Origin of the sequence: Pseudomonas sp. WPR_5_2 (assembly GCF_003634475.1) — a bacterium.
GTDB lineage: Bacteria > Pseudomonadota > Gammaproteobacteria > Pseudomonadales > Pseudomonadaceae > Aquipseudomonas > Aquipseudomonas izuensis.
In genome coordinates, this window is sequence record NZ_RBLA01000001.1 from 672,399 (window position 1) to 690,179 (window position 17,781).

Consider the following 17,781-nt stretch of genomic DNA (forward strand, 5'->3'; position numbering starts at 1 on the left):
GATGGATATCAATTTCGGCGACTTCCACTTCCTGCGTCCGCCGTGGCTGTTGCTGCTGCCCTTCGCGGTGTTACTGCCACTGCTCTGGCGCCACAGCCGCGACCTGCAACGTCGCCTGCGCAGCAATATTGCCGGGCACTTATTGCCACACCTGCTGATGACCCCACGGGACAGGTACTGGCTACGCCCGGTGCACCTGGTCTGCACATTGCTGGTACTCGGCGCGCTGGCCGCCGCCGGGCCGACCTGGGAGCAGGACCGACCGGACTTTCTGGAAAACCGTGCGCCGCTGATCATCGCCATTGACCTGTCGCCGTCCATGGACGCCACCGATGTGCAACCGACGCGCCTGGAGGCGGCCAAGCACAAGCTGCATGACTTGATCCAGCGTCGCGCCGGCGCGCGCACCGCCCTGATCGCCTACGCCGGCAGCGCACATCTGGTGCTTCCGGCCACCGATGACCCGGCATTGCTCGACACCTTTATCCAGGCCCTGAGCACCGACCTGATCGGCAAATCGGGGAAAAATGTCGGCGCGGTCATCGATCAGGCCAAACGCCTGCTGACCGCCGAAAAATCCCCAGGCACGCTGCTGCTAATGACCGACGGCGCCGACACCTCGGCACTGGACGGCCTCGATAAACAACTGGACGACAGCGCCCTGCAAGTGCTGATCCTCGCCGTCGGCAACGAGGACGGCGCGATCATCCACGATGCCAATGGTCAGCCGCGCACCGATAGCAACGGTCGTCCGGCGCTGGGCAGTTTCGATCAGGCCGCGCTCAGGAAGCTTGGATCAGCGTTGGATGCACCGCTGGGCAGCCTGACGCCCGATAACGACGATCTGGCGTGGGTCGAGTTGCACGTCCAGGCGCATTTTCAGAGCGCCAGCGACGAACAGCGCGAACTCCACTGGAAGGACGCCGGTTACTGGCTGTGCTGGCCATTGTTGCTGATCGCCTTTTTCAGCGTCCGCAAGGGTTGGAGCCTGAACTGGATGGCCGGATGGCTCTTGGCGTTGGGCCTTGGACTGCAACCGGCACCCGCACACGCCAACCCGTTGACCGATGCCTTTTTCACCCGCGACCAGCAAGGGCGCTGGGCCTTCGAACATGAGCACTTTCCCCAGGCCGCGGCACACTTCATCGACCCTTACTGGAAAGGCATCGCCGCCTACAATGCCGCCGATTTCGATCTGGCACTGGCCAGCTTCGCGCGCCTGCAAACGCCCCAGGCGTATTTCTATCTGGGCAACATCTACGTGCGGCGCTTCAAGTTCGACGAAGCCATCGCCGCCTACACCCAGGCGTTGAAGTTGCAGCCGCAATTCCCCGAAGCCATCGCCAACCTCGCCTTGGCCATCGCCTTGCAGAAAGACACCGAAAGCGCCGAACAGAACGCCCCCGAAACCAAACCAGACGACATCAAAATGGACAAGGCACCGGGCAAGGGCCAGAGCAAACCGGTGCAGACCCAACAGGCCGCATCGGATGAACAGTGGTTGCAGAACCTCAGCACCTCGCCGGCGAAGTTCCTGAAGCAGAAATTCAGTTTGCAGGATCAGGTGGGGGCCAACCCATGATCAGTCTGATAGACCGAGTTGCGGCTATCGCGAGCAGGCTCACTCCTACAATGTGTTTGCATGCACCACAAATCCCCTGTAGGAGCGAGCCTGCTCGCGATGGCGCCAGATCAATCGCCACAAAACTCGGCACCTTGCTCCTTTGCCTGATCTCCACCGGCACCCTCGCCGCCGAACCCGAACTGCGCGTCCAGGCAACCCTGCAACCCACCACCCCACCCATGGTCGGCAGCCTGGTCGAATTGCAACTCGATGTCCTCACCGACAGCTGGTTCACCGATGCCCCCACCCTGCCCGACCTGAAACTGCCGGGTGCGCTGGTCATGCCACCGGACGGCCATGCCGAACACCTGAACCAGACGCTCGACGGCAAGTCCTTCAACGGCATGCGCTACAGCTACCGGATCACACCGAATGCGGCCCAGGGTTTCGATATCCCCGCCCTGACCGTGCGCGCCACACCCGGTCAAGCCAGTGCTGAACTGAGCGCGCAGAGCCCGCCGCTGCACTTTGTCGCGACACAACCGCCGGGCTTCAACCCCAGTGAGCCGGTACTGGTCGCCCAGGGGCTGCGCTTCACCCAGAACATCATCCAACCGGCCGCGCCATTGCAGGTCGGTGACAGCCTGACCCGGCAGTTGACCCTGCAAGCCGACGGTGCCCTGGCCATGTCGTTGCCGACACCGACGCTGGACGACGTCGATGGCCTCAGTCGCTACCCGAAAAACCCGCAGGTCAGCACCCTGGACGACGGTCGCGGTCACTTCACCGGCGGCCAACGGATCGACAGCGTGACGTACCGGATCGACCGCGAAGGCCATCACCGCCTGCCCCCCATCGCGTTGAAATGGTGGGACGCCAGCCGCCAACAATCCCGAACTGCTGAAGTCCCCGCCGTGGACTTTGACGCGGTGGCCAATGACGCCTATCGACCCGTGTTTTCGATCGCCGAAGACTTGAAGAAACTCAGTCGGCAAAACCACCTGCACTTCTCGGGATTGACCTTTGGCCTGCTGGCACTGCTTGTGGGCGTGGCGTTGCTGGTGTGGTTGGCGCGTCCGTTCATTCATCGCGCGTACCTCGGCTGGCAGGCCCGGCGCCGCGCCCGTCACGCTGCCTGGCTTGAATCCGCCGACTACGCCTGGCGACAGATCCCGCCGCAGCTCGACGGCAAGCCGCCGCAGTTGAGTGCCCTTTACCTGTGGACGCGCCGCCGTCGCAAAGGCCTGAAATTGACCGCATTCGGCCCGCGGCTCCAAGCGCTGTTACGCGCCTGTTACGGCCGCGAGCCGATCAAAGATCAGGCGTTGCTCCAATTCAGGCAATCCTTGGCTACGCTACAGAGTCGGACCGAACACAACAAAGAATCAGTCGCTGCCGCACTGCGACCACTGAACCCCGTTTACGAGAAGGACTTTCCATGACGAGTTCGATATCGATCCGCCAGCATCACGGCTTCAAGTTCTTGCTGACCCTGGCCTTGAGCCTGCCATTACTGGTCCAGGCAGCCGAGCCACTGCCCTCCTGGAACGACGGCCCGTCGAAAAAGAACATCATCGAATTCGTCCAGGCCGTGACCGATCAGGGCGGAAAGGATTTCGTCAAACCCGAGGACCGTATCGCCGTGTTCGACAACGACGGCACGCTGTGGAGCGAGCAGCCGATGTACTTCGAGTTGCTGTTTGCGCTGGAGGAAGTCAAGCGCAACGCGCCACAACATCCTGAATGGAGCACCACCCAACCGTTCAAGGCCGTGCTGGAAAACGATCACGAGGCCCTGGCGGCGACCGGCATGGAGGGCCTGCTGAAAATCGTCGGCGCCACCCACACAGGGATGACCACCGACGCCTTCGATGACTACGCCAAGACCTGGCTAAGCCAGGCCCGTCATCCGAAAACCGGCAGGCCGTACACCGAAATGATCTTCCAGCCGATGCTGGAGATGCTCGACTACCTGCGCAGGCTGGACTTCAAGACCTACATCGTCTCCGGTGGCGACACCGGGTTCATGCGTGCCTTTGCCGAAAAGGTCTACGGCATCCCACCGGAACAGGTCATCGGCACGACATTCGTCACGGCCTTTTCGTACCAGGACGGCAAGGCATCGATCCTGCGCACACCGAAACTGGCCCACAACGACGATGGGCCAGGCAAACCGGAAAGCATCGACGCCGTAATTGGCCGCCGACCGATCCTGGCCTTCGGCAACTCCGACGGCGACCTGCAAATGCTGCAGTGGACCGCCGCCGGGACGGGCAAACGCTTCATGGGCCTGGTGCATCACACCGACGCCAAACGCGAATGGGCGTACGACCGCCAATCGAAGATCGGTCACCTGGACAAAGCGTTGGACGAAGCCAATGCCCGTGGCTGGACCGTGGTGGACATGGCCGCCGACTGGCGCCGGATCTACCCCTTCGATGCCGCCACTACCGAGCAAGTGCAATAAAAAAGACGTAACGCAGGATCGCAATGAACGTTTGTCGCACCGAGCGACGCAAGCACAAGGAGCAAGTCAGATGACTCGCATACGCAAATGGTTACCGAAGTTGGCCCTGGTGGCGACGTCGGTCATGGCGATCTCGGCGACTGCCGGGGCCGCCGATAAACCCAACATCCTCGTTATCTTCGGCGACGACATCGGCCAGACCAACATCAGTGCTTATTCCATGGGCGTGGTCGGCTACAAGACGCCGAACATCGACCGCATCGCCAAGGAAGGCATGATGTTCACCGATTATTACGCGGAGAACAGTTGCACCGCCGGACGCTCTTCGTTTATCACCGGGCAAACACCGCTGCGTACCGGCCTGTCGAAAGTCGGTGCACCAGGCGCTACCGTGGGCCTGCAAAAACGCGACATCACCATTGCTCAGGCGCTCAAGTCACAGGGCTACGCCACCGGCCAGTTCGGCAAGAACCACCTCGGCGACCGCGATGAATACCTGCCGACCGCTCACGGTTTTGACGAATTTTTCGGCAACCTGTACCACCTCAACGCCGAAGAGGAACCCGAGCGCCCCTACTGGCCCAAGGATGACCCCGCGTTCCTCAAGTCGTATGCCCCGCGAGGCGTAATCCACAGCTTCGCCGACGGCAAGATCGAAGACACCGGTGCGTTGACCACCAAGCGCATGGAAACCATCGATGACGAAACCACCGCTGCGGCGCAGGCGTTCATCGAGAAGCAGGCCAAGGCGGATAAACCGTTCTTCGTCTGGATGAACACCACGCGCATGCACCTGTTCACCCACGTGCGCGACTCGATGAAGGGTCAGAGCGGCATGCCCGGCAACGAGTACGCCGACGGCATGCTGGAACATGACGGTGACGTCGGCAAACTGCTGAAAACCCTCGATGACCTGAAAATCACCGACAACACCATCGTCGTCTACACCACCGATAACGGCCCGAACCAATTCTCCTGGCCGGACGCGGCGACCACGCCGTTCCGCAACGAGAAAAACTCCAACTGGGAAGGCGCCTATCGGGTGCCGGCCATCGTGCGCTGGCCGGGCAAGATCAAGGCTGGCGAAGTCTCCAACGAGATGTTCTCGGGCCTGGACTGGTTCCCGACCCTGCTCGCGGCGGCGGGTGATGCCGATGTGAAAGACAAACTGCTCAAAGGCTGGGCACCGACTTCCGGCGGCAACAACTTCAAGGTGCACCTGGACGGCTACAACCAGTTGCCCTACCTGACCGGCCAGCAGCCTAAAGGCGAACGCAAGGAGTTCTACTACTTCAACGACGACGGCGTGTTGGTGTCGATGCGCTTCGATAACTGGAAAGCGGTGTTCTGCGAACAGCGCGCGCCGGGCGGCTTCAAGGTCTGGAGCGAACCCTTCGTTTGCCTGCGGGTACCGAAGATCTTCAACCTGCGGATGGACCCGTATGAACGCGCCGACGTGGTTTCCGACCAGTATTACGACTGGCAGACCAAAAACGTCTATCTGGCGGCCCAGGCTACCGGCAAGGCAGCGGTGTTCCTCCAGACCTTCATCCAGTACCCGCCAAGCCAGAAACCGGCCAGTTTCAGTGTTGACCAGGTGCGTGCGGCGGTAGACGCAAAAATCGCTGAAGAAATGAAGAAACAACCTGCACAGTAAGACCGCTCGACCGCCGCTCGCCCTCATCGGCGAGCGGCCCTGATTTTCACTGGAGATCATGGCGCCCCCAATCGCGGGCAAGCCCGCGATGAGGCCCGAGCGATCGCAGGTATTCTTGAATTGGAACAAGGCAATCCGCAATGTCCTCACGTGTCGCCAGCAAGTCGTCGGCCATACCCGCCCCTCATGTCGCCTCCCCGGCGCTGTTGATCCCCGCCCTGCTGCTGTTCGTTTCCGGCGCCGCGGCGCTGGTGTATCAGGTGCTGTGGATCAAGCAGCTGTCACTGGTGGTGGGCGTCGAGGTGTATGCCATCACCACCGGGATCAGCGCTTTTTTTGCCGGCCTGGCCTTGGGCGGCCTGCTCTTCGGGCGCTGGGCCGACCGTTTGCAGCAACCGGTCCTGTTGTATGCCGGGCTGGAAGTGCTGGTGGCGGTGCTCGGTGTCGGCGCGACCTTCGCCATGAGCCTGGCGGCCCAGCCGTTTGCCTGGCTCGAACAACAGATCGGGCTACTGGCCTGGGTGTTGCCGTTCGCCCTGGTCGGCCTGCCGGCGATGTTGATGGGCGGCACCCTGCCGGTGCTGGTGCGCTCGCTGGCCAGCGATCCACTCAAGCTGGGCAAGGCTGGCGGCCATCTCTATGCGGCAAACACTGCCGGCGCCATCGCGGGCACCTTGCTCGCCGCGTTCGTGCTGATTGCCACCCTGGGCGTACGCGGCAGTGCCTTGGCCGCGGCGATGCTCAACCTTCTGGCCGCCGCCGGTGCCTTGTGGTATCAGCGCCTGCGTCCGCTGCCCGGCAACACGCCGGTCAGGCACCACGCCGACAAGGCACCGGATCGCCTGGCGCTGTGGCTGTACTCGATTGCCGGCGGCGTGGCCCTGGGTTACGAAGTGGTCTGGTCGCAGTCGATCGTGCAGTTCATGAGCACCCGCACCTATGCCTTCGCCGTGGTGTTGGCGACGTACCTCACCGGGTTGTTTCTCGGCAGCGCCCTGCTCGCCCGCCGGGTCGATCGCCTGCGCGATCCCTGGGGCGTGTTCGGATTGTTGATTGCCGGTGCCGGGCTGATTGCGCTGCTGGAAATCGCCTTGCTCGGACGCTGGCTGGTTATCGCGCAAAGCGTGGTCGAAGCCTGGGTGCTGTCGCTGGGTGCCAATGAGCTGGCGGGCATGAGCGCACGCTTTGCGGTGGCGGCCGTGAGCATTGTCTTCGTGCCGACCGTATTGCTGGGCGCGGCATTTCCCGTGGCCCTGCGCTTGAGCGTCGGCCGCGAGCATGTGGGACGTCATGTCGGTGAGGTGGTGGCGTTCAATACCCTGGGCGGGATCATCGGCGTGATGCTCTGCGGGTTTGTACTGATCCCCCTGCTGGGGCTGGTGCGCACGCTGGGACTGTTGGCGATCATCGCTGCCGGGATTGGCTACTTCGCGGTGCGCAAGGGGCATGGGGTCAAGAAAGGCCGGCGTCAGGGCGTGATCGCCGTCGGCCTGCTGTCGGTAGCCTTGGCGCTGCTGACCCCGGTGAACAAACTGGCCAGCCTGCTGCCCGGCGCGCGCAACGCCACCCTGGCCTTTTACGAAGAAGGACGCGGCGGCACCGTCGCCGTGGTCAGCCAGGGCAAAGGGCAAAAAGCCTTCCAGCGTTTGTACATTCAGGGCGTTTCGAACACCGGCGATGCCATGCCGTCCCTGCGCTACATGCGCATTCAGGCGCTGTTGCCGTTGCTGATCCACAACGCCGAGCCGCGCTCGGCGCTGGTGATCGGGTTTGGCACCGGCATCACCGCCGGTGCCCTGACGCGCTATCCGGGGTTGGAACACCGCGTCGTCGCCGAACTGCTGCCGTCTGTGGTCAAGGCGGCCCCCTTGTTCAAGGGCAACTTCAATGCCGCCGCCGACCCGAGTGTCGATGTGCGCCTGCGCGACGGTCGCCAGGAACTGCTGCGCAATCCGCAGCGCTACGACCTGATCACCCTCGAACCACCACCGCCCTCCGCCGCCGGCGTGGTCAACCTGTATTCCCGGGACTTCTACCAATTGGCCGCCAGTCGCTTGCAGAAACAGGGCCTGGTCGCCCAGTGGCTGCCGTTGCCGACGCAGAACATCGACGACTCGCGCTCACTGGTGCGCAGTTTCCTCGATGTCTTTCCCTACGCCACCCTGTGGACCAGTGAGTTCCACGAGATGCTGCTGGTGGGCTCGCTGGAACCGATCGAGCTGGATGCAGCGAAAATCAGCCAACGTTTCCAGCAGGCCAGCGTACGCGGCACCTTGCAGGACGTGGGCATCGGTTCGGCCGCTGCGTTGCTCGCAACCTGGGTGACCGATCGCGCCGGCCTTGAACGCTTCGCCGCTGACGCGCCACCGGTGACCGACGATCAACCGCGCATCGAATACGCACCGTGGGTGCGCGCCAAGGAGATCACCCGAGTGCTGCCGGTGCTGCTGGACCTGCACACAGCCCCGCCGCTGGTGAATGCCGACGCGGGATTCAATGAGCGCATGAACGCGCACCGGCAACGCCTGATGCAGTTTTATCGGGCGAGCCTGCATGCCTATGACGGCGATCGCGATGCCTGGGGTCGGGATATTCGCGAGGTGATGGCTGGGGATGGGGGGAATCCGTATTACCGGTGGTTTGTCGGGGAGTGATGTAGCGCCTGCCAGACCGCTTTCGCGAGCAGGCTCGCTCCCACAGTGGATGGTGTGTACGGCACGGAACCAATGTGGGAGCGAGCCTGCTCGCGAAGAGGCCATCAGCCTCAAAGCAATGTCATTTGACAGACGCCGGTCATCCGGCAAAGCTGCATCGAGCCTCAACGCGCGCCTGACGGCACACGCACCTGGACCACGGAAGTCGTAATGCCGAACCATAAAAATAAAGCAGTCGCTGCAAACCCCGAATCGCAACCAACCCTGATTAACCGTTATCTGTTTCCCGTCACTATCGGCGTCCTGCTCCTGGCTGTCGCGGGCATCGGCTGGTTTCTGTTCGCCAGCAAACCGGCGCCCGTGACCTATACACCGGTCAGCACGCCTGTCGCTCAACCCGCCAAACCGCAATCGGTGGCCGCACTGCCGGCGGTGGCGCCGGCAACCATGGTCGACGAACAGCAATGCCAGGGCTGCCACAGCGCCCAGGTCAAGGACTGGCAAGGCTCCCATCACCAATTGGCGATGCAGGAGGCGAACGCCGAAACGATGCTCGGCGATTTCAACAACGTCAGCTTCAAGGCGGAAAACGAAACCACCCGGTTCTCGCGCAAGGACGACGGATTCTGGGTCAATACTCCCGGTATCGACGGCAAGAATGCCGACTTCAAGGTGGCCTACACCTTCGGCATCGCGCCCTTGCAGCAATACCTGATAGCCGTCGGCGACGGTCGCTTGCAAGCCCTGGGCGTGGCCTGGGATACCGAGAAACACCGCTGGTTTCATCTCTATCCGGGCCAGGGCGTGACCTTCAAGGACCCGTTGCACTGGAGTAAACCAAGCCAAAACGCCAACTTCATGTGCGTCGAGTGCCACACCACCGGCTTCAAGCGCAATTTCGACGCGGCAAAAAACACCTTCGACAGCCAGTGGAACAGCCTCGGCGTCGGCTGTCAGGCCTGCCATGGCCCGGCCTCCAATCACCTGGAATGGACGGCGAAAAAAACCGACCTGATCCACGCCGGGTTCGACGTCGATCTCAAGGACAAGAACGCCACGGTCGAAATCGAAACCTGCGCCCGCTGCCACGCCCGCCGCGCGCCACTGGGTGATGGTTACACCGTCGGCAAGCGCCTGATGGACGATTACCTGCCGAGCACCCTGACCCGCGAGTTGTACGCCCTGGACGGCAAGATCAAGGATGAGGTGTTCGAACACGGCTCCTTCGCCCAGAGCAAAATGTTCGACAAGGGCGTGCGTTGCAGCAATTGCCACAACCCCCACAGCACCCAACTCAAGGCACCGGGCAACGGCGTCTGCCTGCAATGCCACAACACCGCGGGCAAGACGTCGGTGGAAGGCGTCGATGGCAAGGGACTGCAAGCGAAAAACTACGATTCCATCGAACACACCCGTCACGCCATGGGCCAGCCGGGTTCGCAGTGCGTGGATTGCCACATGCCCGGCAAGTTCTACATGGGTAACGATTTCAGGCATGACCACAGTTTCAGCATCCCCAATCCGGAACGCGCGCAAAGACTTGGCACGCCGGACGCCTGCCTGACCTGCCACCAGGGCAAGGCCGGCGACGCTGCCGGTAAAAAAGTCACCGAGCAGTTCAAGTTATGGAACACCGTCAACGCAAACACCCAGCAAGCACCACGCTACGACGAAAGCCTGTGGCTGATTCGCAACGGTCAGCCCGGCGCAGCGCAAGCCTTGTTCGAGCAGTTGCAACGCAGCAACCTGCCGGCGATTCAACGGGCGACCCTGCTCACCGAGCTACCGGCGTACCCCAGTGAACAGGCGCTGAAGCTCGCCACCAAGGATTTGAGCCACCCGGCACCGCAGGTGCGTGAAAGTGCGGTGCATGCAGTCAGCGCGTTCCTGCCGCCACCGGAACGTGCGTCACTGCTCACACCGTTGCTGAGCGATCCGGTGAAAGCGGTACGCATTGCGGTGGCGCGAGACCTGCTCGGCGTGGCGCGCGACGGTCTGGGCAATGCTCAGGACAGCTGGAACAAGGCCATCGCCGAATACGAGGCGGTCCAGAAGAGCCTGGCCGAACGCGCCGAAGCCAACCTCAACCTGGCCATGCTGTACCAGGCCGACGGTCGCAGCGGCGAGGTCGAAAGCCTGCTGCGTACCTCGCTCCAGCGTGATCCGGATTTCCATCCGGCACGGGTGACGCTGGTGCAATGGCTGGAAGCCAATGGACGCAGCCAGGAAGCCCAGGCGCTCCTTGCGCAAAGCTTGAAGGAATACCCGGACGCCGCCCTGTTGCAACACACCCAGGGCTTGTCGCTGGTGCGGGCGGGCAAATCGCAGCAGGCCATGCCGTTCCTGCGCAAAGCCGCGCAACTGGAACCGCAGACCGCGCAATATGGCTACGTGCTGGCGGTGGCGCTGCATGACAGCGGCAAGGTGGAGGCGGCGTGCGAGGAGCTGGAACGGTTGTTGAAGGTGCAGCCGACCAATCGCAATGCGCGCCTGGCGTTGATCCAGTACTACCTGGATAACGGGCAGGAGCCCAAGGCGCAAGTGCTGTTGCAGGGCTGGAAGAAGATGAACATGGGTGATCCGGCGTTGAAATGATCGTGGGCTGATCCAATGACCCCATCGCGGCGGTGCGGCGGTCCGACAAGCCTTGCTCCCACAGGGTTGTGGCCTGCGCAAATGTTGCGGCCACCCGAAATCCGTGGGAGCAAGGCTTGTCGGACCGCCGCACCGCCGCGATGGTCGTCAACAATAACGCGTGCTTCTTGGGTAACTGCGGTGCTCTGTAGTCCATCGCGAGCAGGCTCGCTCCCACAGGGACCGCATTCACCGTCGTCGAAACAACGGCCGCGGCTCGATCACCGATCGCCCGTACAACACGCTCATCCCCGCCAACCCCTTCAACGCATCCTCGGCAGATTTGTCTTCGCGCACGGCGAAACTGTCGAAACCGCACTGCCGCATGTGGCTGAGCTGATCGCGCAGCACATCGCCAATCGCACGCAACTCACCGCTCCAGCCCAGTCGGGTGCGCAGCAGATACGCCTGACTGTAGGCGCGCCCGTCGCGGAAGCTCGGAAAGTCCAGGGCAATCAACGGCAACTGGGCAAACCACGGCTTCAGGCTTTCCACTTCATCGTCCGGCCCCAGCCACACGCCATTTTGTTCCGGGTTATCCAGCCAGCGTGCCAGCGGCAGAATGACCTCACCCGCAGGTACTTCGGTTTCAGCGTCCCTGACCAGGGTCCATGGATCATCCGCGACAATCCGCGCCACGCCCTCCTCCAGCCGCAACAGGTTGTTCATGCCGACACCTCCGGCACTTTCGGATAAACCGACTCCTTGAACGGCTCCAGGCCAATCCTCGCCAGGGTGTCGACGAACAGTTCCTCGCTCTCGCGGTACCGCACGAACGTCTCGATGATGCGCTCGATGACACCGGGCACCTCGACGGCGCTGAAGGACGGGCCGATGACCTTGCCCAGCGCGCTGTTCTTGCCCTGGGCGCCACCGAGAGTGATCTGGTACCACTCGCTGCCGTTCTTATCGACACCCAGGATGCCGATGTTGCCGATGTGGTGGTGACCGCAGGCGTTCATGCAACCCGAGATGTTAAGGCTGATGTCACCCAGGTCGTGCAGGTAGTCGAGGTCCTCGAAGCGCGCCTGAATAGCCTGGGCAATGGGGATCGACTTGGCGTTGGCCAGCGCACAGAAGTCGCCACCGGGGCAGGCGATGATGTCGGTCAGCAAACCGACATTGGCGCTGCCCAGGTTGTGTTCGCAGGCCAGGCGCCACAGCGCGAACAGGTCGGCCTTGGGCACGTCGGGCAGGACGATGTTTTGTTCATGGGCGATGCGGATTTCGCCGAAGCCAAAACGTTCTGACCATTGGGCCACCGCCTCCATCTGCGTGTCCGTGACATCGCCCGGTGGCGCGGCGAGGCCGGGTTTGGTCGACAGCACCACACTGGCGTAACCCGGTACTTTGTGCGGCTGCACGTTACGCATCACCCAGCGCGCGAACGCCGGATCGTCGGCCAGATGCGTGCCGAAATCGAGGCTGGTGCCTGCCAGTTCACGATAATCCGGTGCAACGAAGGCACCGGCCACACGCTCGAACTCATCGAAGGTCAGTTGCGCCGGGCCGTCCTTGAGGTACTGCCACTCCTCCTCCACTTCCCGGGCAAAAGCGTCGATGCCCAGGGCCTTGACCAGAATCTTGATCCGCGCCTTGTACTTGTTGTCCCGCCGGCCATGACGGTTGTACACGCGCAACACCGCCTCGACGTAGGAGAGCAGGTGCTGCCACGGCAAGCCTTCGCGGATCTGCAAACCGAGGATCGGTGTGCGTCCCAACCCACCGCCGACCATCACCCGCAACAACATTTGCCCGTCGCTGCCAGGGTAAAGATAGAGGCCGATGTCATGCATCATGATCGCCGCGCGGTCTTGCTCGGCCGAGCAGATGGCGATCTTGAACTTGCGCGGCAGAAACAGGAACTCCGGGTTGATGGTCGACCACTGCCGCAGAATTTCCGCCAGCGGTCGCGGGTCGATCATCTCGTCGGCCGCGACCCCGGCGAAGGCTTCGGTGGTGATGTTGCGCACGCAGTTGCCGGAGGTCTGGATCGCATGCATTTCCACCTCGGCCAGGCGTTCGAGGATGTCTGGCACCTCGGCCAGTTCGATCCAGTTGAACTGCATGTTCTGCCGGGTGGTGAAGTGGCCGTAACCGCGATCGTAGTCCCGGGCGATGCTCGCCAGTGTGCGCATCTGCCGGGCACTGAGCGTGCCATAGGGAATAGCCACCCGCAGCATGTAGGCGTGTTTTTGCATGTACAGGCCGTTCTGCAGGCGCAAAGGCAGGAACTCTTCCTCACTCAGCTCACCGGCCATGAAGCGCTCTACCTGATCGCGAAACTGCGCAACCCGCTCAAACACCAGCGCCCGGTCATAGTCGTCGTACTGATACATCTGGCTACCTCATCAGGATTGATCGGGCTCTATTACTGATACCTGGCGCGATCCTTGTGGGAGCGAGCCTGCTCGCGAAGGCGGAGTGCCAGGCGACATTGATGTTGAATGTGCTGCCCTCTTCGCGAGCAGGCTCGCTCCCACAGGGTTTGTGCCAAGAGTCGGGATCTGTGGCCCGTTTCGGTGTCGACTATGAGCGTTCGGCGCAGGACGTTACAGATTCACTTAATGTCTAAAAAACCGTATCAGAACGCGGTGGATCGCCGCAGGCATACCCAATATCTGATCCGCACAAATGAACTTTTCCTGAGCCTGTTTTGTTTTCAACGGTGTTTTTACAGTGCATGGCATTGCAACCGTGGAAGCATTGAGCATGAGCACAACAACGATCGGACAGGCTTATAACTACAAGGTGGTGCGGCAATTCGTCGTGGCGACCGTAATCTGGGGCGTCGTGGGGATGGCAATGGGCGTGTGGATCGCCTCGCAGCTGGTGTGGCCCGAGATGAACCTCGACCTGCCGTGGACCAGTTTCGGCCGCTTGCGTCCGCTGCACACCAGCCTGGTGATTTTCGGCTTCGCCGGCAGCGCGCAATTTGCCGCCAGCTATTACGCGGTGCAGCGTACCTGCCAGGTGCGGCTGTTCTCGGACAAACTCGCCGCGTTCACCTTCTGGGGCTGGCAGTCGGTGATTGTAGTGATGCTGATCAGCTTGCCGCTGGGCTACACCACCACCAAGGAATACGCCGAGATCGAATTCTCCGGCGCAGTGTGGATGACCGTGGTCTGGGTGGCCTACGCCATCGTCTTCTTCACCACCGTGGTGCAGCGCAAGACCAAACACATCTACGTCGGCAACTGGTTCTTCGGCGCGTTCATCGTCGTCATCGCCATGCTGCACGTGGTCAACCACCTGTCGATTCCGGTGGGCTGGTTCAAGTCCTATCCGGTGTATTCCGGCGCCACCGACGCCATGGTGCAGTGGTGGTACGGGCACAACGCCGTGGGCTTTTTCCTGACCACCGGTTTCCTCGGCATGATGTACTACTTCGTGCCGAAGCAGGTGGGGCGGCCGGTGTACTCCTACCGTTTATCCATTGTGCATTTCTGGGCGCTGATCACCCTGTACATCTGGGCCGGCCCCCACCACCTGCACTACACCGCCCTGCCGGACTGGGCGCAGTCGCTGGGCATGGCCATGTCGCTGATCCTGCTGGCGCCGAGCTGGGGCGGCATGATCAACGGCATGATGACCCTGTCGGGCGCCTGGCATAAATTGCGCACCGACCCGATCCTGCGCTTCCTCGTACTGTCATTGGCGTTCTACGGCATGTCGACCTTCGAAGGGCCGATGATGGCGATCAAGACGGTCAACGCCCTCTCCCACTACACCGACTGGACCATCGGCCACGTGCATGCCGGGGCTCTGGGCTGGGTAGCGATGATCACCTTTGGCGCGACCTATCACATGGTGCCGAAAGTCTTCGGCCGTGAGCAGATGCACAGCACGCCGCTGATCAACCTGCACTTCTGGCTGGCGACCATCGGCACGGTGCTGTACATCGCCTCAATGTGGGTCAACGGCATCACCCAAGGCCTGATGTGGCGGGCGATCAACGACGACGGCACGCTGACCTATTCTTTCGTCGAAGCCTTGCAGGCCAGCCATCCGGGGTTCGTGGTGCGCTTTGCCGGCGGCGTTTTGTTCCTCACCGGCATGCTGGTGATGGCTTACAACGTGTGGCGCACGGTGCGGGTATCGGACGTCAGAATGGCGGAGCTTGAGGCGCAGATAGCCTGATGATCGAGATCGCGCTGAATGTGTTGGGTGTCGTGGGTCTTTGGCTGGCGGTGGAGTATTGCCTGAAGCATCAGACTGCGCAGAGTCTTGATGAGGCGAGTTTGATTCCGTTTGCCGATGATCCGGAGGTGGCGCGGCGGGTGGAGGCAGCGACGGGGAAAACCGTGAAGGCCGTTGCGCCCCAAGAGTTGAAGCCGGGTTGGGGAAACCTCGAAATCTGATACGCCACCTATCCACTGTGGGAGCGAGCCTGCTCGCGAAGACGGAGTGTCAGTCGACATCAATTTTGACTGATACATCGTTTTCGCGAGCAGGCTCGCTCCCACAGGAGATGTGTGTTGTTCAGAGAGCTCAACTGCGTTCGCGGGGGATCAGGCTCTGCAATTGCTGCGCGAGGAAGTTCGCATCGAACGCAAAGACATCCGGGTCTTTCAAACCATTGGTCTTGCGCCACTGCCAATCAGTGGAGGGTGGCAGGCATACCAGCGAAACGCTGCCATAACGCGCAGCCGTAAAACCCATCACCGCCAGGGAAATCTGGCCAGCCACGCCCATCACATCCGGCACGAACTCCACCGGTTTGCCGGCAATCAGGATGGACAACTTTTCGGTCTTGAATGTCGATGTCTCGACAGGAACGCTCGGCCCGAACGCGACGTACGGCTCGCGGCTCACCTCCAGCAGATTCGGTGCCTTGACCGGTTCCAGCCATTGCTGGATCTGATCGAACAGTTCACCGATACGCGTCGCCCACACCGCTGATTGCGACTCGAACAATTGCTTCTTGTGCGCTTCGCTTTCTGCGTAGTGGCGAAGCATCTCGCCCAGTTGCTGTACGTCGTCCATTGCGGTGTTCCTTAGATTGAAACGGTGCTGCGGACATTCAGCATGGCAGAAGCGCGCCGGTCGCGTACGATTAAACGCCGGGAGGTATTTGGCCGGGCATGCGACGCAGGCGCGCCATGCTCAGGACGTCGACCCATTGACCGTCACGCACCGCATAGTCGCGTAACAGTCCTTCGGTTTCGAAACCGAATTTGCGGTACAGGCCGATGGCGGCTTCGTTGTCGGCATAAACAGTCAATTCGATGCGATGCAGGTTCATCCAGTTGTCGGCGATGTCGAGCACAGTCGCCAGCAGTTTCGAACCCACGCCCTTACCCTGCCACGCCAACGCCACGCCAATGCCGAAGCTGGCGGCATGGCTGCGCCGGATCCGCGAGAACTGCTCCAGGCTGATGTGACCGATGACGATCCCCTGATGCAGCGCCACCAGTTGCACCATCCGCTCGTTGTCCGGCTCCAGGCGCTTGCGCCAGCGTTCGCTGGAAGGAAAAGGCAATTGCGTGGTTTGGCGGGCAACGGCGGGTTCACGGTAAAGCGCGGTGAGGCTTTCGATGTGGGATTCGTTGAGGCGTTCGAGGGTGATAACCGAATCGGTGGCGGGCATGGGTGATTCATCCTTGAGGCAGGCCGTTCACTCTACAACACCGCTCTCCAGCCTGGCGAGATACCTGTGGGAGCTGGCTTGCCAGCGATGGCGGCATGCCAGGCGATACTGATGGCGCATGAGGCACCGCTATCGCGGGCAAGCCCGCTCCCACAGGGTTTCGGGTGTTTACGAGAAAATGTTCAGCCCTCGAACCACTCCCGGCGTTCGTTGAAGGTGTTTTGGACCAACTCCACCAGCCTCTGCACCTGCGCCTCGCCCGCGGAGTCGGCATTCACCGCCATCCAAACCTGGCGTTGCATCGATTGGCCGAACAATTCCGGCAAGCCGATCAAGCCGCGATCGAAGCGGCTCATGTACCCGGGCAACAAGCCGATGCACGCGCTGCAGCGGACCATCTCCAGCATCAGTTCATAGGAATGCAGTTGCACGACCCCGGCCAGGCGCTGGTCCACCAGTTGGTTCCATGGCCGGAAATTTTCAACCTGCCGGTCATGCTGCCATTGCACCAGCAGAAAATCGGCCAGGTCATCGAGACTGTCGGGGCGCGAGGCGACCCGTGAATAGCGCTTGGCGATGTGCGGCAGGTAGTCCAGCAGAGCCAGACGCCGAGGTTCGCTGATGGCAAAACTCGGGCCAGGCAAAGGTGTATCGGCGCTGGCCAGCCACACCACCACATCGGCGCTGACCGCTTGCAGGGACAATTCGCTGTCCAGGGAAATGATGTCCAGGCGCACGCTGGCGTTACGTCGCAGCAATGCCACCAGATCGCGACCAAGAATGTCGTGCAGGATCGACTCGGCGACGGCCAGGCGCACCAGTGGTTGCTGGATCACCGGCAGGTCACGTTCGTGGGCCAGCGCGATCAGCTGTGACTGCAATTGCAGCCCGTCACGACTCAGGACAACGCCATTGTCCGAAGGGCTGAACAAAGAGCACTGGAGTTGTGCCTCCAGCTGCGCCAATTGCTTGCGTAAAACGGTGGCCTTCAGATTGAGGCGGCGGGCGGCCTGCATGAAGCAGCCGCAACGGGCACTGACGCTGAAACTCTGCGCCAGGACCGGATCGATCTCCCCCGCGCGGATGCGCCAGGAAGGGGCTTTATCGAGGGGGGTGCGGTACTCGGCAATTCGCCGATGACCGGTGGCTTCCATGAATGACATCGATGACTCCCTGTCGATCTATCTCCGGGAGCTCCATCCTGCGCATCATTCA

General features: G+C 61.8%; 13 protein-coding genes. 8 read left to right on the forward strand and 5 right to left on the reverse strand.

The features are described from left to right. The first annotated feature begins 1 nt into the window (after position 1). The 6 genes from BJ917_RS02920 to BJ917_RS02945 all read left to right on the forward strand — a co-directional run bounded on the left by BJ917_RS02920 (position 2) and on the right by BJ917_RS02945 (position 10,937). Positions 2-1,582, forward strand: coding sequence for a VWA domain-containing protein (locus BJ917_RS02920; RefSeq protein ID WP_121101727.1), 1,581 nt, complete (start codon positions 2-4; stop codon positions 1,580-1,582). Continuing rightward, on the forward strand, positions 1,579-3,006 hold the full coding sequence (locus tag BJ917_RS02925) for a BatD family protein (protein WP_096511115.1): 1,428 nt from the start codon (positions 1,579-1,581) through the stop codon (positions 3,004-3,006). Before BJ917_RS02920 ends, BJ917_RS02925 begins: the two co-directional genes overlap by 4 nt. Further along, complete coding sequence (locus tag BJ917_RS02930; protein ID WP_096511113.1) at positions 3,003-4,031, forward strand: HAD family phosphatase; 1,029 nt, start codon at positions 3,003-3,005, stop codon at positions 4,029-4,031. Before BJ917_RS02925 ends, BJ917_RS02930 begins: the two co-directional genes overlap by 4 nt. A gap of 70 nt (positions 4,032-4,101) precedes the next feature. Further along, positions 4,102-5,688 (forward strand): arylsulfatase, encoded by a 1,587-nt coding sequence (locus BJ917_RS02935; protein ID WP_096511111.1) that lies wholly within the window; start codon positions 4,102-4,104, stop codon positions 5,686-5,688. A gap of 140 nt (positions 5,689-5,828) precedes the next feature. Continuing rightward, a complete protein-coding gene (locus BJ917_RS02940) occupies positions 5,829-8,342 on the forward strand; it encodes a fused MFS/spermidine synthase (RefSeq protein ID WP_121101730.1) in 2,514 nt (837 codons plus the stop codon). A gap of 210 nt (positions 8,343-8,552) precedes the next feature. Further along, positions 8,553-10,937 (forward strand): tetratricopeptide repeat protein, encoded by a 2,385-nt coding sequence (locus BJ917_RS02945; RefSeq protein ID WP_121101734.1) that lies wholly within the window; start codon positions 8,553-8,555, stop codon positions 10,935-10,937. Between the two features lie 228 nt (positions 10,938-11,165). Here BJ917_RS02945 and BJ917_RS02950 read toward each other — a convergent pair whose 3' ends face one another. Together BJ917_RS02950 and BJ917_RS02955 are read right to left on the reverse strand one after the other, a co-directional pair. Further along, positions 11,166-11,645, reverse strand: a complete 480-nt coding sequence (locus BJ917_RS02950) for a DUF934 domain-containing protein (protein ID WP_096511105.1) — start codon at positions 11,643-11,645, stop codon at positions 11,166-11,168. Next, a complete protein-coding gene (locus BJ917_RS02955; protein ID WP_096511103.1) occupies positions 11,642-13,315 on the reverse strand; it encodes a nitrite/sulfite reductase in 1,674 nt (557 codons plus the stop codon). Before BJ917_RS02955 ends, BJ917_RS02950 begins: the two co-directional genes overlap by 4 nt. A 373-nt stretch (positions 13,316-13,688) precedes the next feature. Here BJ917_RS02955 and ccoN point away from each other — a divergent pair, with 373 nt between their 5' ends. Together ccoN and BJ917_RS02975 are read left to right on the forward strand one after the other, a co-directional pair. Continuing rightward, the gene (gene ccoN / locus BJ917_RS02970) at positions 13,689-15,116 is read left to right on the forward strand and encodes a cytochrome-c oxidase, cbb3-type subunit I (protein ID WP_121101742.1); all 1,428 of its coding nucleotides are present in this window, start codon (positions 13,689-13,691) and stop codon (positions 15,114-15,116) included. After that, positions 15,116-15,337 (forward strand): cbb3-type cytochrome c oxidase subunit 3, encoded by a 222-nt coding sequence (locus BJ917_RS02975; protein ID WP_121101745.1) that lies wholly within the window; start codon positions 15,116-15,118, stop codon positions 15,335-15,337. Before ccoN ends, BJ917_RS02975 begins: the two co-directional genes overlap by 1 nt. A gap of 130 nt (positions 15,338-15,467) precedes the next feature. On the opposite strand, the gene BJ917_RS02985 is transcribed toward BJ917_RS02975, so the two are convergent. The 3 genes from BJ917_RS02985 to BJ917_RS02995 form a co-directional block, all read right to left on the reverse strand. Further along, on the reverse strand, positions 15,468-15,962 hold the full coding sequence (locus BJ917_RS02985; protein ID WP_121101748.1) for a hypothetical protein: 495 nt from the start codon (positions 15,960-15,962) through the stop codon (positions 15,468-15,470). 70 nt (positions 15,963-16,032) lie between these two features. Further along, a complete protein-coding gene (locus BJ917_RS02990; protein WP_096511093.1) occupies positions 16,033-16,566 on the reverse strand; it encodes a GNAT family N-acetyltransferase in 534 nt (177 codons plus the stop codon). 182 nt (positions 16,567-16,748) lie between these two features. Further along, the gene (locus BJ917_RS02995; RefSeq protein WP_121101751.1) at positions 16,749-17,729 is read right to left on the reverse strand and encodes a LysR family transcriptional regulator; all 981 of its coding nucleotides are present in this window, start codon (positions 17,727-17,729) and stop codon (positions 16,749-16,751) included. Between the last annotated feature and the right edge of the window lie 52 nt (positions 17,730-17,781).